General features: G+C 49.8%; 17 protein-coding genes. 9 read left to right on the top strand and 8 right to left on the bottom strand.

Features of this window, described 5'->3' with window-relative positions:
* Positions 1-38: 38 nt before the first annotated feature.
* Entirely contained in the window at positions 39-1,019 is a 981-nt protein-coding gene (locus BLW68_RS03250) for a WD40 repeat domain-containing protein (RefSeq protein WP_092790179.1), read from the top strand.
* Positions 1,006-1,233: a SlyX family protein gene (locus BLW68_RS03255; RefSeq protein ID WP_068236801.1), complete on the top strand. Its 228-nt coding sequence runs from the start codon at positions 1,006-1,008 to the stop codon at positions 1,231-1,233. Before BLW68_RS03250 ends, BLW68_RS03255 begins: the two co-directional genes overlap by 14 nt.
* A 140-nt stretch (positions 1,234-1,373) precedes the next feature.
* Here the strand turns inward: BLW68_RS03255 and BLW68_RS03260 are convergent, their stop codons facing one another.
* Positions 1,374-1,580, bottom strand: coding sequence for a YheV family putative zinc ribbon protein (locus tag BLW68_RS03260; RefSeq protein WP_092790180.1), 207 nt, complete (start codon positions 1,578-1,580; stop codon positions 1,374-1,376).
* Positions 1,581-1,683: 103 nt separating this feature from the next.
* Between BLW68_RS03260 and BLW68_RS03265 the strand changes: the two genes are divergently transcribed.
* The 3 genes from BLW68_RS03265 (at position 1,684) to BLW68_RS20905 (ending at position 4,323) form a co-directional block, all read left to right on the top strand.
* Entirely contained in the window at positions 1,684-3,591 is a 1,908-nt protein-coding gene (locus BLW68_RS03265) for an ATP-binding cassette domain-containing protein (protein ID WP_092790183.1), read from the top strand.
* Positions 3,592-3,605: 14 nt separating this feature from the next.
* Positions 3,606-4,106 carry a TIGR02444 family protein gene (locus BLW68_RS03270; RefSeq protein ID WP_092790656.1) on the top strand — a complete coding sequence of 167 codons (501 nt, stop codon included), beginning with the start codon at positions 3,606-3,608 and terminating at the stop codon, positions 4,104-4,106.
* Between the two features lie 76 nt (positions 4,107-4,182).
* The gene (locus tag BLW68_RS20905) at positions 4,183-4,323 is read left to right on the top strand and encodes a DUF3149 domain-containing protein (RefSeq protein ID WP_143039914.1); all 141 of its coding nucleotides are present in this window, start codon (positions 4,183-4,185) and stop codon (positions 4,321-4,323) included.
* Positions 4,324-4,333: 10 nt separating this feature from the next.
* On the opposite strand, the gene fdxA is transcribed toward BLW68_RS20905, so the two are convergent.
* Entirely contained in the window at positions 4,334-4,660 is a 327-nt protein-coding gene (gene fdxA, locus BLW68_RS03275; protein ID WP_092790185.1) for a ferredoxin FdxA, read from the bottom strand.
* 325 nt (positions 4,661-4,985) lie between these two features.
* Between fdxA and BLW68_RS03280 the strand changes: the two genes are divergently transcribed.
* Positions 4,986-6,587 carry an NAD(P)/FAD-dependent oxidoreductase gene (locus tag BLW68_RS03280; protein WP_092790187.1) on the top strand — a complete coding sequence of 534 codons (1,602 nt, stop codon included), beginning with the start codon at positions 4,986-4,988 and terminating at the stop codon, positions 6,585-6,587.
* A 7-nt stretch (positions 6,588-6,594) separates the two neighbouring features.
* On the opposite strand, the gene BLW68_RS03285 is transcribed toward BLW68_RS03280, so the two are convergent.
* From BLW68_RS03285 to BLW68_RS03300, 4 genes are all read right to left on the bottom strand, one after another.
* Complete coding sequence (locus BLW68_RS03285; RefSeq protein ID WP_092790189.1) at positions 6,595-7,992, bottom strand: GGDEF domain-containing protein; 1,398 nt, start codon at positions 7,990-7,992, stop codon at positions 6,595-6,597.
* Positions 7,993-8,130: 138 nt separating this feature from the next.
* Positions 8,131-10,149 carry an amidohydrolase family protein gene (locus BLW68_RS03290; RefSeq protein ID WP_092790191.1) on the bottom strand — a complete coding sequence of 673 codons (2,019 nt, stop codon included), beginning with the start codon at positions 10,147-10,149 and terminating at the stop codon, positions 8,131-8,133.
* A gap of 61 nt (positions 10,150-10,210) precedes the next feature.
* Entirely contained in the window at positions 10,211-11,782 is a 1,572-nt protein-coding gene (locus tag BLW68_RS03295; RefSeq protein WP_092790193.1) for a GMC family oxidoreductase, read from the bottom strand.
* A gap of 157 nt (positions 11,783-11,939) precedes the next feature.
* Positions 11,940-12,437 carry a hypothetical protein gene (locus tag BLW68_RS03300; protein ID WP_092790195.1) on the bottom strand — a complete coding sequence of 166 codons (498 nt, stop codon included), beginning with the start codon at positions 12,435-12,437 and terminating at the stop codon, positions 11,940-11,942.
* Positions 12,438-12,489: 52 nt separating this feature from the next.
* On the opposite strand from BLW68_RS03300, the gene BLW68_RS03305 reads away from it, so the two are divergent.
* From BLW68_RS03305 to BLW68_RS03315, 3 genes are all read left to right on the top strand, one after another.
* Positions 12,490-13,494 (top strand): hydrolase, encoded by a 1,005-nt coding sequence (locus tag BLW68_RS03305; protein ID WP_092790197.1) that lies wholly within the window; start codon positions 12,490-12,492, stop codon positions 13,492-13,494.
* Positions 13,491-13,724: a YheU family protein gene (locus BLW68_RS03310; RefSeq protein WP_092790199.1), complete on the top strand. Its 234-nt coding sequence runs from the start codon at positions 13,491-13,493 to the stop codon at positions 13,722-13,724. The genes BLW68_RS03305 and BLW68_RS03310 overlap by 4 nt, the downstream gene beginning before the upstream one ends.
* Before the next feature lie 92 nt (positions 13,725-13,816).
* On the top strand, positions 13,817-15,667 hold the full coding sequence (locus BLW68_RS03315) for a choice-of-anchor I family protein (protein ID WP_092790200.1): 1,851 nt from the start codon (positions 13,817-13,819) through the stop codon (positions 15,665-15,667).
* 52 nt (positions 15,668-15,719) lie between these two features.
* On the opposite strand, the gene BLW68_RS03320 is transcribed toward BLW68_RS03315, so the two are convergent.
* Together BLW68_RS03320 and pckA are read right to left on the bottom strand one after the other, a co-directional pair.
* On the bottom strand, positions 15,720-17,339 hold the full coding sequence (locus BLW68_RS03320) for a methyl-accepting chemotaxis protein (RefSeq protein WP_092790202.1): 1,620 nt from the start codon (positions 17,337-17,339) through the stop codon (positions 15,720-15,722).
* A 201-nt stretch (positions 17,340-17,540) separates the two neighbouring features.
* Positions 17,541-19,142: a phosphoenolpyruvate carboxykinase (ATP) gene (gene pckA / locus BLW68_RS03325; RefSeq protein WP_092790204.1), complete on the bottom strand. Its 1,602-nt coding sequence runs from the start codon at positions 19,140-19,142 to the stop codon at positions 17,541-17,543.
* Positions 19,143-19,314 lie beyond the last annotated feature (172 nt).

A 19,314-nucleotide genomic window follows, 5' to 3' on the forward strand; every position in this document is an offset into this window, starting at 1 on the left:
TATACTAACGGTTTGTGCGGATGAGGTTAACACCCGACATGAAATATCCTGTGTTTTTTCTGCTATTACTGCTTGGTGGCTGCGAAAAACTGACATCAACGCCACCGTTGCAACAATTTCCGCATGTAGCACAAGGTAGCTACGCCGCTGCTCTGTCAGATGATGGCCGCTACAGTGCCGTATCGTCAATTCAGGATGGCGTGGCGTTATGGGATTTGCAAACGAATGCATTAAAATACCAGTGGAAGCATCAGGACAGCGCTGAAAACCTGGTGTTTAGCCTGGCTATCAGCAATAACAACAGCCATGTACTAACGGCCGATCAAAATACTTATGCGTTATGGCAGCTTAGTAACGGCGAAAATGTCGGGTTTTGGCAGTTAGACGCTGCCACGGTACGTGATGTCGCAGTGTCGGACAACGGCGCGCATTTACTTATTGGCAAAAGCAATGGTGGTGTACAGCATATTACGCTGGCATCAGGCCGGCGGCTGGAGTTTTTGGGCCATACCGAGCGCATTAATAGTGTGGCCATGTCGCCCAATGGCCGTTATGCCCTAACCGGCGGCAATGACTACAAAGCACATTTATGGGACACACAAAGTGCGCAAATTTTATATAGCTTTAGCCACCCCAGCCGGGTAACCAAAGTAGCGCTGGACCCGCAAGGCCGCTATGCCTTTACCGCCGACAGTCAGGATTTAGCCCAGATTTGGGACATTCAAACCGGCCAGTTAGTCAGTGCGTTAAAATTTGTCGCACGCCAGCAAATATTCAGTGCAGTGCGCTTTAGCCGTGATGGTAAATATCTGGCCACCGGCGCCCCGACGCGCAAACTGGCATTATGGGATGTACAAAGCGGCCGCGAGTTACAGCAGTGGCAAGTCGGCGTAAAACCTGACAGCCGTCCGCCCAGTGCGGTAGTGCATGCGGTTGCCTTTTTAACAGATAATAAGCTGATAAGCGAAAGCTCCAGTGGCATAGCCGAAGTATGGGAGATAACACATGACACCAAGTGAGCAGGAATTACAGCTGCATATTGTTGAGTTAGAGAGCAAGCTGGCGTTTCAGGAAGATACAGTAAACAGCTTAAGCAATGAATTGCTCGAGCACCAAAAACGCATAGACCGGCTGGCGCAGCAGGTAATGCTACTGGCCGAAAAACTACGCAACCTGCCGGACGATCAGGGTATATTGCGGCCGGAGGAAGAGCCACCACCGCCGCATTATTAAGTTATTAGTCTATCTGAGAGAATAGGGTTGCTCTAAGCCAACCGTTGCAGGCCAGGATGGCCGAATCGAGCCCCCAGGGAAGGGTTTACGGCGTGTTGGTGTGGGCAACCCTGTTCTCGCAAAGTTTAACCTTGCTTACGTTATTCTGGCTTAAAAACGCCAATAACCTGCTCGGCGGCGCGGCTGGCTTTGGCTATCTGCGCTTCGGGCTGCACCATCTGGTGGCCACACTCCACGCATTCGACTTTTTCTACGTTATTTTCCAAAAACAACATCAGCGTATCCATCGCTTTGCATTTCGGGCAGCTGGCACCGGCAATAAAACGTTTCTTTTTACGTGTTGTCATCTTGTATCTCATTTATCAGTGGCAGCAATTTTATCCGGCAAGCCTTGGTTTGTTGCGGTTATACGGGTAAATTAGCAACCCAATTCAGTACACAGGAAAAAACATGATCCAACTGCAACAGGTCGAATTGCGCCGCGGTATTCAGTGTTTGTTTCAGGGCGCCGATCTTACCGTATTTCCGGGGCAAAAGGTGGGAATTGTCGGTGCTAACGGCTGTGGTAAATCCAGCTTGTTTGCCTTACTGCAAAATAAACTGCACGCCGATGCAGGTAATGTCAGCATTCCGGCCAGCTGGCATATTTCTACTGTAGCCCAGGAAACACCGGCGCTGGACTGCAGCGCCATGGATTATGTACTGCAAGGCGACGAGCAGCTGTTTCCGTTATTGTTAAAAGTGCGCACCGGTTGCAGCGAAAGTGATTTAGCTGCAATACACCTGCAAATTGAAGCCTTAGACGGCTACCGTGCCGAAGCCAAAGCCGGTATTTTGCTCGACGGTCTGGGCTTTAGCGGTGAAGCACAGCAGCATGCAGTAAAGTCATTCTCTGGTGGCTGGCGTATGCGGTTAAACCTGGCACGGGCGTTAATGCAACGCGCCGAACTGTTGTTACTGGATGAACCGACCAACCACCTCGATTTAGACGCTGTGCTGTGGCTGGAGAAATATCTGGCTAACTATCAGGGCACCTTGCTACTGATCAGCCACGACCGCGATTTTCTCGATGCGGTAACCGACAATATCGTGCATATCGAGCGCCAAGCCCTGACAGTGTACAAAGGTAACTATAGCCAGTTTGAACGCCAGCGTGCAGAGCAGTTATCGCAGCATCAGGCCAATTTTGATAAACAGCAGCGCCAGGTGGCGCACCTGCAAAAGTTTATTGACCGCTTTAAAGCCCAGGCTACCAAAGCGCGGCAGGCACAAAGCCGGATTAAAGCGCTGGAGCGGATGACGGTGTTAGCGCCGGCGCATGTTGATTCGCCATTCAGTTTTAGTTTTCGTGAACCCAAAGCGCTGCCCAATCCATTATTAAAAATGGAAAACGTGCAGGCCGGTTATGCCGACAAAATTATTTTAAGCCAGATTAAATTTCAGCTACTGCCCGGCAGCCGCATTGGTTTACTTGGCCGCAACGGCGCCGGTAAATCTACGTTAATTAAACTGCTGTCTGGCGGCATGACACCGCAAAGCGGTGAAGTATGGTACGCCAATGGCGTAAGTTTAGGCTACTTTGCCCAGCATCAGCTGGAAACGCTGCGGCCGCAAGATTCACCGCTACAACACCTGGTGCGTTTAGACCCGTTAGTACCCGAGCAAAAGCTGCGCGACTTTTTGGGCGGTTTTGGCTTTCATGGCGATAAAGCGCTGGAAGCCTGCGCACCGTTTTCCGGCGGTGAAAAAGCCCGTTTAGTGCTGGCACTTATAGTTTACCAGCGCCCCAACCTGTTGCTGCTGGATGAGCCAACCAACCACCTTGATTTAGATATGCGTGAAGCCATAGTGATGGCGCTGCAGGAGTTTGAAGGCGCCATTGTTATCGTATCGCACGACCGGCATTTGCTTAGCAGTTGTACCGACGAGTTTTATTTAGTCGCTAATGGCCGGGTTGCGCCGTTTGACGGCGATTTAGCCGACTATTACCAGTGGCTGCAACAAGACGCCCGGCAAACAGCCAATGCCGCCCAGGCTGACAGCGCCGTTAGCAGCAACGTGGTACGTAAAGATCAGAAGCGGCTGGAAGCGGACTTGCGCAATTTGCTCAGGCCTGTAAAGCAAAAAGTGGAAAAGTTAGAACAACAGCAGGAAAAGCTGACCAAAGAGCTGGCGGCGATAGAAGAAAAAATGGCCGACCCGGATATTTACGAAGCCAAACGCAAAGCCGAACTGACTGAACTATTAGCCAAACAAGCCAACGCCAGCAGCAGCCTGGCCAGCATTGAAGAAGACTGGTTTATGGCACAGGACGAACTGGAGCAAAAAACTGCGCAGTTCTGGCAGAACAATGCCTAACCGTGGCAGAAAAAATGTCTGAAGCCATCACAGCAGACAAGTTGTGGCACTTTAGCCTGCAGCTGTATCCGCAGGTTAAAGCGCTGTGCCTGCAATGGCAGGACGAGCTTGGCGTAAATGTAAATCTGCTGCTGTTACTGTGCTACCTAGAACAACAACAACTTAGTTTAAGTGCCGCCCAGCTGCAGCAACTGGCAGCACAGTTAAACAACTTTAGCGCGCAGTTTACCAAGCCATTACGCGCACTACGCAAAAACACCGCAGTTGCTGCGGTAACACCGGCACAACAGCAAGCGTTAAAGCAGGCTTTGCTGCAGGCCGAACTGACACTGGAGCAGTTAGAACAACAACTGCTGCTACAACACTGCCCGCCAGTAATGTCCCAAGCCACACCGTTGCTGGAGCTGTATTTAGCCCAGTTTAATACCGATAGCAACGCTGACAGCGATACCCTAGCCGCGCAAATAATTGATCTGCGTCAAGCTTACCAACGCCTAAATCAGCACAGTGGCTGATCTTTGATCTGTATCAGTTAAGCCGATTATTGCTTTACCTACACTTGCACTAACAACACAGCAAGAGGGTAAAGTTATGAACCTGTGGCAGGAATTTTTAAACGATCCGGTAATTTTTATCTCTTTTACTGGTTTGGCAATTGTGATTGGCTTATGTATTTTTTACGCCGTGTACTTTATGTATAAGGTCGGGCACGAACAGCCCGACGGCAAATAACTGCTGATAGTTATTCTATTGCCAGATACTGCAGTTTATCCGGTACACCATTCCAGGTGTCAGCATCTGTTGGCGCCGGTTTTACTTCGCGGATATTTGGCCACAGCGCGGCCAATTCGGCATTTAGCTGAATAAAGCCGTGCTGCTCTGCCGGCACTTTATCTTGCTGCACTATCGCATTGGCCGGGCATTCCGGCTCGCATAAGCCGCAATCAATGCAAATAACCGGATCAATTGCCAGAAAGTTGGGCCCTTCAAAAAATGCATCTACCGGACATACCGCTACGCAGTCGGTGTATTTGCATTTTATACAGTTATCCAGCACCACAAAGGCCATAGTGTATTGGTTCCTAATGTTTCAGGCTGGCGATCATACTGCAGCGCTGTAAAAAAACAACTATCTGCCAACCCGGATTTAAGTGAGAACAGGTTTGCCCTAAACCAACCGTTGCAGGCCAGGATGGCCGAATCGAGCCCCCAGGGACGGGTTTACGGCGCGTTGGTGTGGGCAAACCTGTTCGTATCGAAGCTCACAGACAGACTTTTCTGCATGACTGCCACAAACGAATACGGACAATGCCTCAGGCTTGGCGTAAAATAGCCTCTATCTTGTGAGCTGCCCGCCTGTTGCTGTGCAGCAATGACACCGATTTGGAACCCCTATGCTGCGCCTGACCGAAATAAAACTGCCGTTAAACCATGACGAAAATGCCCTAACTGCCGCCATTATTGCCAAACTAAAACTAAAACCAGAGCAGCTGCACAGTTATACGGTATTTAAACGTGGCTTTGACGCACGCAAAAAAACCGATATCCAGCTTATTTACACGCTGGATATTGAGGTGGATAACGAAGCAGCTCTGCTGCACACCTTTGCCAAAGATCAGCATGTAAAACCATCACCCGATACCAGTTATAAATTTGTCGCGCAGGCTCCGGCCAGTTTAACCGAGCGGCCCATTGTGATCGGCCTGGGCCCCTGTGGTTTATTTGCTGGCTTGATTTTGGCACAAATGGGCTTTAAACCGATTATTTTAGAACGCGGCAAAGAAGTACGTGAGCGCACCAAAGACACCTTTGGTTTTTGGCGCGGTAAAGAGTTAAACCCCGAGTCAAACGTGCAGTATGGTGAAGGCGGTGCCGGTACCTTTTCTGACGGTAAACTGTACAGCCAGGTAAAAGACCCTAAGCATTATGGCCGCAAAGTCATGAGCGAGTTTGTCGCAGCCGGTGCACCGGATGAAATTATGTACGTTAGCAAGCCACATATCGGCACCTTTAAGCTGGTGGCGATGGTGGAAAAAATGCGCGCCACTATTATAGAACTGGGGGGCGAGATCCGCTTTAGCAGCCGCGTTGATGAGCTGCATATCGACGATGGCCAGCTTACCGGGTTAACACTGGCCAGTGGCGAGCGGCTAAACAGCCGCCACGTGGTGCTGGCCGTAGGCCACAGCGCGCGCGATACTTTTCAGATGCTGTATGACAAAGGCGTGTATGTTGAAGCCAAACCGTTTTCTATCGGCTTTCGGATTGAACATGAGCAATCGATGATTGACGAATGCCGCTTTGGCCCTAACGCCGGTAACCCGATTTTAGGCGCTGCTGATTATAAATTAGTGCACCATTGCAGCAATGGCCGCAGCGTTTACAGCTTTTGTATGTGCCCCGGCGGTACTGTGGTAGCCGCTGCGTCAGAACCCGGCGGCGTGGTTACCAACGGTATGAGCCAGTATTCACGCCACGAGCGTAATGCCAACAGCGCTATTGTCGTCGGCATAGACCCGGAGCGTGACTACCCCGGCCACCCGCTGGCCGGTATTGCGCTACAGCGTAAGCTGGAGCAGCAGGCATTTAAACTGGGCGGAGAAAACTACTTTGCGCCGGCGCAGCTGATTGGCGACTTTCTGGCCGGCAAACCCTCTACCGAGCTTGGCGATGTCAAACCATCTTATACACCCAATATTACGCTAACTGATTTAACCCAGTTACTGCCGGAGTTTGCTGTTACTGCCATGCGCGAAGCCATACCGGCATTTGATCAACAAATTAAAGGTTTTGCCAAAGCAGACGGTTTATTAACCGGCGTAGAAACCCGCACCTCGTCGCCCATTTGCATTAAACGCGGCGCCGATTATCAGAGTATTAACGTCAAAGGCCTGTATCCGGCCGGTGAAGGTGCAGGCTATGCCGGCGGTATTTTATCCGCCGGTATCGATGGCATTAAAGTAGCCGAAGCAGTAGCCCTGGCGATGCTGGGCTAAATCAGGCTTAAACAGGCTCGCCAGGTGCTGTAACACGGTGTTTTACTACCGTAGCGTCGCTTAGCATAATTCTGTTACCGCCCGCTTTTTTTGCCCGGTACATGGCATTGTCGGCGCTAAGCATCAAGGCCTGAGCCTCCTTACTGTGCTGCGGATACAAGGCCACGCCAATACTGGGCTGCACCTGCAGGGAGTTGTCAGCTAAAGTAAAAGGCAGGTTTAGCGCCTGGCGGATTTTTTCTGCCAGCAGCAGCGCCAAATCTTCACTGTCTACCTGCGGCAGTAAGATAACAAATTCATCGCCACCAAGGCGGGCCACAGTGTCGCTGCTACGCAAGCAACACTGTATGCGCTGTGCAGTATGCTGCAGTAATTCGTCACCAATATGATGGCCGTAATTGTCATTAATCTGTTTAAATTTATCTAAATCCAGATATAACAGCGCAAACTGGCTTTGTTCACGCTCAGCCGTCGTCAGCGCCAGCTGCAATCTGTCGTAAAACAGCTCACGGTTCGGCAATTGCGTTAATTGATCATACAGCGCATTGCGGTGCAGCCGGTCCAGCATTTGTTTGCGCTCTATGGCCACTGCCACCTGTACCGAAACAAATTCGAGCAATTCCATTTCACTATTGCTGTAACGGGGCGCGTCAGCACTGTTTTGCACCATTAAAGCCCCCATCACAGCGCTGTGCGATTTTAGCGGCACACCAAGCCAGTTTATTGCCGCACCGGCTACCAGTTGCTGTAACTTTACCGGCAGTTCAGCCTGGTTATCACTGGTAACTAATACTGTTTCACACCGTCTTACTACCTCAGCACATAGTGCCAGTATATCGCAGCCAGCCGGTGCAGCCGTTTGCTGCAATACCGAGGTATAAACAAAGCCCAGCTGTCCGCTGCTAACATCGGGCAGTACAATCGCAAAACAGCGCATAGGTATTAAACCAGCGATAATTTGCTGAATGCTGCGATACAACGCAGGTAGGTCGTCGCTGGCAAAGGCCGCTTCTGAAATCGCGTAAATTGCCGCCTGGCGTGCTTCAATTTGTTTGCTGCGGGTAATATCGCGCGCTACTGCCACGCGGCGTTTATCGGTTTGTGACCAACGGGCCGACCAGAGCAAATGCACTGTCTGGCCATCTTTGCGGATATAGCGGTTTTCAAAGTCTACTTTTACCGCACCGGCATTTATTTCACTGGCTGTTTGTAACGTGCGGGCTCTGTCATCCGGGTGTACCAGTTCAATCATTGGCCTGCCCAACATTTCCTCTGGGGTATAACCAAAAATACGTTCAGCACCGGCGCTGACAAATTCAAACCGGCCATCTTTATCTACTACGCAGATAGCATCCAGCAGTAAATCAATATATTGGCTAAGGGCTTTATAACTGTCAGTATTCATAAAACTGCGAAACGACTACAACAGGAAATTTGTTAAACCTTAGCATGGATCAGCAAGGATATCTGGTGGTACAGGCCGGTTTACATAAAATAAAGCTAATATTACAAAGCAACAGGGTGCTATAGCACCCTGTATTGGTTATGGTTTAAACGCGACCGGGCTGGTAAAGGGCGTTACGCCAAGCACCGGGTACAGTTCATCCGGTTTATAGTAGTGTTTGCCTTTAAATACCATTGCCACTTTGCGGATATCAGCCATATTGGTGCTGGGATCGCCGTTTATCAGCAGTAAATCGGCATCTTTGCCGACATCAACTGAGCCACTGTGGTAGGCCGCGCCTACCAGCCGTGCCGGCTCATAACTGGCAATGCGCAGTACATCCAGCGGCGGTATACCGGCCAGGGCATACAGTTCCAGCTCACGGTGTAAGGTAAAACCGGCAATATGGTCGGTGCCAGGTACTATAGGCACACCAGCGTCATACAGCTTTTTTACCATTTTCAGCATAGCATCGGCCGACTTTTGATACACCGGTTGCAGCTCTGGCGTGACATCCATTGACGCGCCTTTTAACTGCCTGACAACGCCAGGCGGTAAATGATCGGCAATAGCGGCAAATTCCGGGTCAACTTTTTTATTCTGCCCCAGTAACAAACTGCGAAAAGTAGCGACGGTGGGGTCAACCACTATTTGTTTGTCAGCCAGCAACTTAATAAAATCCGTTACGGGTTTGCTGGCTAAATCCAGGCTGCCGGCTTTTTCACCGAGCAGCGAAAACCGCAGTTGGGTGCGGGTGTCTACTTCAGTGCCGGCCAGAAAGTTTAAAAACAGCATATTTACGTGCTGAATTTCATCAAAACCCTGCTCTACCGCCTGGCGCGCTGTCATAAAGGCCGGTACATGGCCGCTTAAACGCATGCCGCGGCGGTGTGCATGCTCAGCAATAGGTTTTACCCAGGTCGGGTCTATGGAGCTGTAGATCTTAATTTGCAGATAACCGTTATCAGCAAACCAGTCTATTTTTTCATGCGCTTCCTGTAAGGAATTAACCGACAAACCGGCCGAATATTCACTTTGTTTATCAAAAAAGCCGGCGCGATATACCCGGTTGCCAATCAGTTGATCGCTGTTAAACAAACCGGCAATTTCCATAATATTGTCATGGCTGTTACCGATATCACGCACACTGGTAACCCCGGCGGCAATATTCAGTAAGCCATCGTTTTTCGACAAATGGCCATGCATATCCCACAGGCCGGGTATAATAGTTTTGCCCCGCGCATCGAGCACCTTTGCCCCAGCCGGGGCAGTCAGGCCGCTTGCTACCGCCATTATTTTGCCGTCTTGCAGCAATACGTCGGTATTGCGCAGCACTTTGCGCTCAAGCACATCTACCACGCTACCGCCTTGTAGCAACACGGTGCTGTAACTATGGCTCAGATGTTTAGCAATATCGGCCAGATAGTCATTCTCGGCCTGCTTTTGTATTTTTGTCAGCTCAGCAAAATTATCCAGGCTAAAACCATCGCGGATCACCCGCATAAAACCGCTGAAATCCTGAGCGAAATAGTGGCCATCTTTATCAAACCAGCCAAAGGATGGGTTAAACGCCAGGCCGCTGATGGCATATAACGTCACTTCTTTACTATTGCTGCCATTGCTTACCGTAACGGTTTTCAGCGCATCCAGCCTGGCTGTGCCGCCGGGGAATAAGTCGACCGAGCGGGTTGGCGATGCCATTAATGCTTTCATCAGCACATGGCTGGCAGCACCGGCTTCATCGGTAGGCACGTAAAAACGTTGCTCGCCAGTTTGCAGCATGCCTTCATCTTTATTGCCGGACCAGCGCGCCACGCCATCAACCAGGCTAAATTGCTCAGCTATTGGCGCACCAAAAGCCGAAGTACCGCTGGCAGAAAACGCTATGGGTACCCCTTTGGCATCAACCTGCAGCGTTTCGTTAACGGTAACTACCCGGTTGTTCCAGCTCATTTTAAGCGATGCGCTGTAGTTACCGTCTTCCTGCCGGGTAATAACCTGCTCTCCGGCCTCACCTTTTTCTGAATATAACTTATTAACAACTTTGTGTTCCGCCGCATTAAGCACGGCGCAACGCAACAACATCAGGCTGCAGATCAACATAGAGCTAAGTTTCATGGTGTGTCCTTATCAGGAAATAAACTCAGAAACTATAGCAGCTCTTAATATTAAGGCAGGATCAGCTGGCGAATTTGTGGTTTTGCTGCAAGCTGGTGATTAACTGCTGACAATTGCGCCACACCAAAGCGTAAATAGTCAGTTGCGGGTTAGCGCCAAGACTGGTTGGCAGGATAGAACCATCGAACACCGATAAGTTTTGCAACTGATGATGCCGGCCATTTTGGTTTACCACACCTTTGGCCACACTGGCACTCATATTACAACCGCCCATTACATGGGCTGATACCACAGTTTGCTTAAGCGCCTGCATTGGCAACGCCTGTATCGCGCGCTTTGCTTCACCCCAGTTGCTATACAGTTTGGCATCGTGATGTATTGGCAGCACCTGCTTAGCACCGGCAGCAAATTGCAACTCCGCCATCGACAGCAAGGCTTCGCGCATACCCTGCCACAGATATTCGCTGATCGGATAATCCAGCACCGGTTGCTGTGCATCATCTAATTGCACGGTGCCACCCTGGCTTTGCGGGTGAAAACCATCGCGCAGCAGTGCTATAGTGACCTGCAAATGGTTAAATTGCTGCATCAGCGCGGCATGCTGCCCGCCGGTACCTGTTAGCTTGGTGGCCATTAACACCGGGTGCAGCGGCGGCACTTCCAGTTTATAACCGGCTTTATCGCTATGTTGTGGCCAGACAAATTGATCAGAATAAATCGACTGTGGCGCGCCGCTGTGGCCATTAATGCCTTCATCGAATAAAGCGCCGGAAATCACCGTAGGATGCAGGTAAGTGTGTTTACCTAAACGGCCAGACGGGTTGGGTACCTTTGATCGCAGCAATAACGCCGGTGAACCAATGGCACCAGCGGCAACAATATAGTGTTTTGCTTTAATACGAATGCGCAGATCGCTGCGCGGCTGAAAATACTGATCTACCGGCACGGCGTCCAGCCCCGTGATGCTATCGCCCTGCCACTGCAGCTGGCGTACGGAAATACGCGATATCAGCGTGGCTCCCAGCGCCATTGCCGCCGGAATAGTAGTTACCAGCATCGATTGTTTGGCGTTAATCGGGCAGCCCATGCCGCAATAACCTAAATTGGCACAACCATTAACGTTGCGGTTAATCACGGTGTATTGCCAGCCCAGCTTTTGGCAGCCTTGTTGCAGTTTGGCGTTATTGGCATTGGGTGCTACCTGCCACGGCTGAATATTCAGCCGCTGCTCTGCCATTGCAAAATAGCGGGTTAAATCGGCATCACCACTGAAATTGACACCAAATTCAGCATGCCAATAATCTAAAGTTGGCTTTGGTGTGCGAATTGACGTCGTCCAGTTCACGGTGGTAGAACCGCCGACGGTGCGCCCCTGTAAAATGCTAATTGCCTGATCGCGGCTTTTGCGCGCAGCACCTTCCTGGTATAGCTGCGGATAAGCCCAGCGTTCCTGCATAACAAAATCGTCGCGGGTATACCAGGCGCCTTCTTCTAACAGCAGCACCTTAAAGCCAGCCTGCGCCAGTTGTTCTGCCGCAATACCACCACCGGCGCCGGAGCCGATAATAACGATATCCGCTTCAAACTGCCGGTTCTGCGTAAACTGGCTGGCATCAAGATGGTGAGTCATCATGTATTTATCTCATTAATCTGCTGCAATAGTTGCGACAAGGAAATTCTTACTCCGCCGCCTTCGACAGCACGTCCCTGTGCTGTCTCAGCCTCCACGGCATCCCTGCCGCTGCTACGTAAGAACACCTTGTCCCAACTTGTCGTGCCATCTGTCTAACTTATCTAAACCTTGGCGCGGTATAAGCCAGCGCTTGCCAGTGTTCACTCTGGCCGTAGTAGGCACCGTACAGTAGTTCGCGCAGGCCATGATAAGCCTGCTGCAATAAGCCAAGGTAGCTGTCACGCCACTGGTTTAACAACTGCAACCGCTGGCTGATCGAAAGTTGTGGTAAGGCAGCAATATAGCCGGTTAGCGCCAGTTGCGTAACCCGGTTGGCCAGCAGGTTAAATAGCTGATGCAGCTCCTGCTGCTGGCGCAGCGGTAAAAACGGCATAAAGTCGGCAACAGCGGCTTTAGTGCGGCTAAGCTCAGTGGCGGCTAAAGTCGCATCCTGTGGCAAAGCACCGTACAATAAGGCAGGTAATAAAGCAGACAGTACCAGATCACGGTTATCATTATGCTGCTGCAGGCTTTGCTGCCAACTTAAGCTAACGATACCTAAGCTGGCTGTTGTACCTAAGGCTATGCCAGATAAAATAAATTGCCGCCGATCCATAGTGCTGCGCCTGCAGTAAAAACTCACTTATTGTTTATCAGGATACGCTACTTTGCAAGACCAGATCAGACCAGTAAGCCATACACCGTTTCAGCCTGCCTGGTGGCTGAAACATGCTCATCTGCAAACCATTTTTGCCAAATATTTAAGCCCGAAACACCGGTTGAACACTGAAGCAGAAACAATTGCCCTGCCAGATGGCGATGAAGTACAGCTAAACTGGTTGCATAATAGTAAAAACAACAGTGATAACGCTCCGGTGGTTATTTTGTTGCACGGTTTAGCCGGAGATATTAACAGCCATTATATTCAGGCGATGCTGGCCCAATGCAACACACTGGGCTGGACTGCAGTATTACTGCATTTTCGCGGTTGTAACGGCAAACCCAACAAGCTGCCACGGGCTTATCATAGTGGCGATACTGCCGATGCGGCACTGGTAATAACACAAGTTAAGCGCCGCTACCCAAACCGGCCGTTGGTGGCAGTAGGTTATTCGCTGGGTGGTAATGTATTGCTGAAATATTGCGGCGAGCAAGCCGGGCAAAACCCGCTATCAGCAGCCGTTGCCGTGTGCCCGCCGCTGTCGCTGTCGGCCTGTGCTAAGCGCATTAATACCGGCAGCAGTAAGTTATATCAGCATTATTTGCTGGGGCGCTTAAAGCACAGCACTTTACGCAAACTCGAGCAATTTGCTGATTTTCCGCTGCCACTCACGCCGCAGCAGGTAAGGCGTTTTAGCAGTATTGAACAGTTTGATGAGCACTACACTGCGCCTATTCATGGCTTTTTAAACGCGCAGGACTATTACCAAAAAGCCAGTGGCAAAGCGTTTTTACGCCATATTTGCATACCCACACTGATTATTCATGCCAAAGACGACCCGTTTTTAAGTGCTGAGGTGATCCCCAAAGCTAACGAATTAAGCCCGTATATTCACTACGAGCTAACCAGCGGTGGCGGCCATGTCGGTTTTGTTTATGGCAGCCCGTTAAAACCCAAATTCTGGTTAAACCAGCGTATTCCGCAATTTATTACTGAGCAGTTAGCCCTATGATTATTCCCTATACCGACATCGCTGAAGATACGCTAAACAACCTGATTGAATACTATGTACTGCGTGAAGGCACCGATTATGGCGAGTACGAAGTAACGATGGCAGAAAAAGTCGCCGCGGTAAAACGCCAGCTAAAAAGTGGCGAAATTGTGATTGTGTATTCTGAACTACATGAAAGCATTAACCTGATGCCAAAACAGTTATTTCTGCAGCAGGAAAACAGCCAGTAGTCATAATTACGACATAAAACTGCCATAACTCTTTCATTTTTCTTGTTTATGTTAACGGGCTAGTTATTCTAACCCTCAGGAAACAAGCCATAATGAAAACCCGCTACCTGCTAAGCGCGCTGACGCTGGCGGTTCTTACCGCCTGTAATTCATCTGATAACCGGGAACCTGTTGTCACTGAACCTGTTGTGCAAACACCTACGACGTTAAGCTTAAGTTTGTTAGGCCGCCACAGTAGTGGCGAGTACCTGGTTAGTGCCGCTGAAATTACCGCTTACGACCCGGACAGCAAACGCGCTTTTGTGGTGAATGCGCAATCTGGTGTAGTGGATGTGCTGTACCTGATTGACCCGCAAAACCCGGTATATCTCGATAGCATCAGCGCCACAGCGATAGCAGAAAATGCCGTAGTTAACAGCGTGGCGGTGCACAATGGCCTGGTGGCGCTGGCAATTGAAAGTGCCCCGAAAACAGACCGCGGTTTCGTTGCTGTATATAACGCCGCAGATCTGAGCCTGCGCGACAGCATTGAAGTTGGCGCCCTGCCGGATATGCTGACCTTTACCCCCGATGGCAACTATATTCTGGTGGCCAACGAAGGCGAACCCAGCGACGACTATCAAATTGATCCCGAAGGTTCTGTCAGTGTAATCAATGTCAGTAACCCTGATGTACTGTTTGCTGCCACAGCAGATTTTCGCACTTTTAACAGTAAAAAAGCCGAGCTGAAAACTGCAGGCGTACGTATTTTCGGCCCCAATGCCAGCGTAGCGCAGGATTTAGAACCAGAATACATTACCGTGTCAGCCGACAGCAAAACAGCCTGGGTTAGCTTGCAGGAGAACAATGCTCTGGCCGTATTGGATATTGCCACGGCGACCATTACCGATATCCTGCCGCTGGGTTACAAAGATCATGGTATTGATGGCAATGGCATTGCCGCCAGCGATACCCAAAAGAGCATTAATATTGCGCGCTGGCCTGGTGTGGTAGGCATGTACCAGCCAGATACTATCGCCAGTTATACCGCAGACGGTGCTACCTATATTGTAACCGCCAATGAAGGCGATGCCCGCGCCTGGGGAGAAACCAACCCGGCATACTGGAATGGTGATGCCAGCCAGGGCTTTGTTGAAGAAATCCGCTTTAAACACCTGTTCCATAAAAGCGGTTTTGCCCGTCGGGTCGGCGAAGATATGCCACCACAGCTGATTAATCTGGCGGCGGGTGCCTTATTAAACCCGGAAGTATTTGCCTATTGCGGTGCTGAGCCCGGTGAACCCGGTAATTGTCGGGAAGATGATTTGCTGGGCCGCTTAACCGTGGCCTGGACCGACGGCTATCGTAAAGACGCCAACGGCAACCCGGTACTGTTTAACCGCAGCGGTGTTGAAGATGAAAACGGTGACCGCCTGATGTATGACAAAGTCTATGCCTACGGCGGCCGCTCTTTTGCTATCTGGTCTGCCGCGGGTGAACTGGTGTGGGACTCAGGCGATTTCTTTGAACAGTACCTGGCCAGTGACGAGTGCAAACTTGGCAGTGCCCGCGATATTGCCTGTGCTGACTATTTTAACTCTAACCACAGTGCCGGCAGCAGCTTTGGTAACCGCAGCGATAACAAAGGGCCAGAGCCGGAAGCGCTGGCTATTGGCAGCTTCGGTGAGAAGACCTTCGCCTTTGTTGGCTTAGAGCGCATGGGCGGTGTGATGGTATTTGATATCAGTACACCAACAGCCCCCACCTTTGTTGATTACCTCAATACCCGTGAAGACTGGACTACAGCCAACCCAGGCACCACCCTGGCGAATACCGGTGATCTGGGGCCTGAAGGCATTACTTTTGTCAGTGCAGAAAACTCACCAAACGGTAAACCGCTACTGCTTATCGGTAATGAAGTCAGCGGCACCACGGCAATATATCAGATTGATTTAACTTACTAATATCTCCAATAAAACAGGCCGCAATTGCGGCCTGTTTTATTACTGCCAAACGCTACACCTTAAATTTGCTTACCAGTGTATTTAACTCAACTGCCAGGCGCGACAGTTCTGATGCACTGGCGGTAGTCTGGTTGGAGCCTGCCGCCGTTTGTGCGGCTAAGTCGCTGATAGTCACTATATTACGATCTATTTCGCGCGCTACTTTTGATTGCTCTTCTGCAGCCCCGGCGATGACATGGTTTTGATCGCTGATGGCCATAATATTTTCAGCTATCAGCTCCAATGCATCCGCCGCCGATTTTGCTACATTCTGCGCGTTGTCTGCGTTGCCGCTGATAAGTTGCATAGCATTTACCGCTTCTTTGGCGGATGACTGCACTTGCTGAATCATCAATTCAATTTCGCCGGTAGAGGTTTGAGTGCGATGTGCCAGGCTGCGTACTTCATCGGCTACCACGGCAAAACCGCGGCCGGCTTCACCGGCACGGGCCGCTTCTATCGCAGCATTAAGCGCCAGCAGGTTAGTTTGGTCGGCTACATTGCGAATAACTTCAAGTACCTGATTAATAGATGATACTTTCTCGGCCAGGGTGTTAATAACAGTAGTGCTCTGGCGCACATCGGCATTCATTTTTTCAATAACGCTGCGGGTTTGTACCACTTTTTGTGTGCCGTCTTTAGCCAGATTAGCTGATAGTGCGGAGGCTTCAGAAGTTTTCAGAGCAGTGCCTGCCACTTCATCTACTGCTGAGCTCATCTCAGTAATAGCGGTAGCGGCTTGTTGTACTTCATCATTTTGTAGTTGCAGTGCTTTGGCTGATTCATCAGTAACGACATTCAGTTCCTCAGCAGCTGAAGCCAGCTGATTAGAAGAGCTGGCAATGTGACCAATCGCATCTCGCAGTTTTTCCTGCATTTGCATGAGCGCGGTTGCCAGTTGGGTAAGCTCGTCACTACCCTCTACCGTAACCTGTTGGGTTAGATCGCCATCAGCAATATACTGTGCTGATACTACAGCCCGTGAAAGAGGCTGATTAATACTGCGGGAAATTAGCATAGCAATAGCCAACGCAATCATAATTGCAATAACAATTAACACTATAACCGTCATCTGTGCCGAGCCATAAGTAGCTATAGATTCCAGCCGTGCATTAGCGGCTGCTTTGTGATTAAGCTCTGACAGCTGGTTTAAAATGCTGGTCAGTTGATCAGCCAACGGGTTCATTTTGTCCAGCATATCTGTAGCCGCACCAACTTCTTCCTGCTTCAGCAGCGCCAGAGCCTGTTGTTGTAACGCGAAATATTGCGTTTTAACGCCGCTAAATGCCTCATACAACTTGCGCTCTTCGGGCATATAAACCGTTGCAGCGTAAGCTTGCTCTGACTTTTCAACTCCTTGCCTCAGCACTTCGAGTCTGTCAAACGTAGCACTCTCCTGCCTGATATCAATCGCCAGCAGTAGCCGCAATGTCAGCGCCTGGCTTCGGGCAATATCAGCATCAACATCGCCTAAGTAACTGACCGAAGGCAATAAATTTGTTTCTACCAAATTAGCCTGCTCACGCACTTTAGATAAGCTGTGTAAGCTAAACACACCTGTAATAGCCAATAGCAGTGCCAGTGTACCGAAAGCAGCTAACAGCCGCTTTTGAATCGAAATCGTTCTTAACATCGGTTACCTCGTTCCCAAATAATGATTCACTGCCAATTAGGGTTTATAAGCCATCTACTCTTACCCAGCATACTTTTTTGCACTATTTTTTGCATTCCTAATAGCCTTAATACTGCACATAGTAGCATATCAATAACAACAGCATAAAACGCATCATAAAAAAAGGCCGCAGGTGCGGCCTTTTAAACAATAACCTTAAAATTAAAGCAGCGGGCCTGCGGCCACTAATGCTTTACCTTCTTCGTTATCGGTAAATTTAATAAAGTTATCAATAAAACGTGTGGCTAAGTCTTTGGCTTTTAGCTGCCATTCTGCCGCATTAGCGTAAGTGTTCCGCGGATCGAGAATAGATACATCATCCACCCCGTGCAGTGCGGTTGGCATTGCCAGATTAAAATACGGTAGTTGCACAAATTCCGCATTTTCAATGCTGCCATCTAAAATGGCATCAATAATGGCGCGGGTGGCTTTAATGGAAATACGCTTACCGCTGCCATTCCAACCGGTATTCACCAAATAAGCTTCTGCGCCCGATGCCGCCATACGCTTGCCTAATACTTCGGCATACTTGGTTGGGTGCAAGCTTAAAAACGCCGCACCAAAACAGCTGGAGAAGGTGGGTGTTGGCTCAGTAATACCTCGCTCAGTACCGGCCAGCTTGGCAGTAAAGCCAGACAGGAAGTGGTACTTGGCCTGATCTTTAGTTAACTTAGATACCGGTGGTAATACACCAAAGGCATCAGCAGTTAAAAAAATCACTTTTTTCGCGTGGCCCGCTTTAGACACCGGTGTAACGATATTATCGATATGATAAATCGGGTAAGACACGCGGGTATTTTCGGTTTTAGAGCCATCGTTAAAGTCAATTTCACCGTCAGTTAATACCGTTACGTTTTCCAGCAGCGCATCGCGGCGAATAGCGTTGTAGATATCCGGTTCGTTTTCTTTCGACAGGTTAATGGTTTTAGCATAACAACCACCTTCAAAATTAAATACGCCATCGTCGTCCCAGCCGTGCTCGTCGTCGCCAATCAGCTGGCGCTTAGGATCGGTAGACAGGGTAGTTTTACCGGTGCCGGATAAACCAAAAAATACCGCAACATCGCCGTCTTTGCCCACGTTAGCTGAGCAGTGCATGGAGGCAATACCCTGCAGCGGTAAAAAGTAGTTCATCATGGAGAACATACCTTTTTTCATTTCGCCGCCGTACCAGGTACCACCAATCAGCTGAATGCGCTCAGTCAGGTTAAAGGCGACAAAATTTTCTGAGTTCAGGCCCTGTTGCTGCCAGTTAGGGTTAGTGCACTTAGCACCGTTCATCACAATGAAATCTGGCTTGTAAGTTTTCAGCTCGGCATCCGTTGGGCGGATAAACATGTTTTTAACGAAATGCGCCTGCCAGGCCACTTCGGTAATAAAACGCACCGCTAAGCGGGTGTCGCTGTTGGCGCCACAGAAAGTATCTACGACAAACAACCGCTTACCCGAAAGCTGTGTTGTTACCAGCATTTTCAGATCAGCCCATACTGCAGGTGTAATGGCTTTGTTGTCGTTTTTACCTTGATCAGACCACCACACAGTGTCGCGCGTAGTGTCGTCGCGTACTATGTATTTGTCTTTTGGCGAGCGGCCAGTAAAGATACCGGTATCGACTGAAACCGCGCCCAGTTTGGTCAGTTTGCCTTGTTCATAGCCTTGTAAATCACTGCGGGTTTCTTCCGCAAATAGCTGATCATACGAAGGGTTATAAACGATTTCCGTGACATCTGTGATGCCGTATTGGCCCAGATCCAGATCGGACATGATGTAACTCCTAAGGGTACTGTAGGTAAGGGTGCAGTCTCTGGCGGACTTAATTTTCGGTATTTTTGTCACAATATGCTGTTTTTCTGTGCAAAAACCCGGCTACATAATAGCGTTTTGCCAGAATAAAAGATAGCCGGAAAATGCGCTGATTTGGCTAAAAGCCTTACCA

The organism is Rheinheimera pacifica, assembly GCF_900108485.1.
GTDB classification, from domain to species: domain Bacteria; phylum Pseudomonadota; class Gammaproteobacteria; order Enterobacterales; family Alteromonadaceae; genus Alishewanella; species Alishewanella pacifica.

Excerpts from the sequence above, each read along its gene's own strand:
- BLW68_RS03250 (WP_092790179.1), top strand. The coding sequence starts at position 39 with ATGAAATATCCTGTGTTTTTTCTGCTATTACTGCTTGGTGGCTGCGAA.
- BLW68_RS03255 (WP_068236801.1), top strand. The coding sequence starts at position 1,006 with ATGACACCAAGTGAGCAGGAATTACAGCTGCATATTGTTGAGTTAGAG.
- BLW68_RS03260 (WP_092790180.1), bottom strand. The coding sequence starts at position 1,580 with ATGACAACACGTAAAAAGAAACGTTTTATTGCCGGTGCCAGCTGCCCG.
- BLW68_RS03265 (WP_092790183.1), top strand. The coding sequence starts at position 1,684 with ATGATCCAACTGCAACAGGTCGAATTGCGCCGCGGTATTCAGTGTTTG.
- BLW68_RS03270 (WP_092790656.1), top strand. The coding sequence starts at position 3,606 with ATGTCTGAAGCCATCACAGCAGACAAGTTGTGGCACTTTAGCCTGCAG.
- BLW68_RS20905 (WP_143039914.1), top strand. The coding sequence starts at position 4,183 with ATGAACCTGTGGCAGGAATTTTTAAACGATCCGGTAATTTTTATCTCT.
- fdxA (WP_092790185.1), bottom strand. The coding sequence starts at position 4,660 with ATGGCCTTTGTGGTGCTGGATAACTGTATAAAATGCAAATACACCGAC.
- BLW68_RS03280 (WP_092790187.1), top strand. The coding sequence starts at position 4,986 with ATGCTGCGCCTGACCGAAATAAAACTGCCGTTAAACCATGACGAAAAT.
- BLW68_RS03285 (WP_092790189.1), bottom strand. The coding sequence starts at position 7,992 with ATGAATACTGACAGTTATAAAGCCCTTAGCCAATATATTGATTTACTG.
- BLW68_RS03290 (WP_092790191.1), bottom strand. The coding sequence starts at position 10,149 with ATGAAACTTAGCTCTATGTTGATCTGCAGCCTGATGTTGTTGCGTTGC.
- BLW68_RS03295 (WP_092790193.1), bottom strand. The coding sequence starts at position 11,782 with ATGATGACTCACCATCTTGATGCCAGCCAGTTTACGCAGAACCGGCAG.
- BLW68_RS03300 (WP_092790195.1), bottom strand. The coding sequence starts at position 12,437 with ATGGATCGGCGGCAATTTATTTTATCTGGCATAGCCTTAGGTACAACA.
- BLW68_RS03310 (WP_092790199.1), top strand. The coding sequence starts at position 13,491 with ATGATTATTCCCTATACCGACATCGCTGAAGATACGCTAAACAACCTG.
- BLW68_RS03315 (WP_092790200.1), top strand. The coding sequence starts at position 13,817 with ATGAAAACCCGCTACCTGCTAAGCGCGCTGACGCTGGCGGTTCTTACC.
- BLW68_RS03320 (WP_092790202.1), bottom strand. The coding sequence starts at position 17,339 with ATGTTAAGAACGATTTCGATTCAAAAGCGGCTGTTAGCTGCTTTCGGT.
- pckA (WP_092790204.1), bottom strand. The coding sequence starts at position 19,142 with ATGTCCGATCTGGATCTGGGCCAATACGGCATCACAGATGTCACGGAA.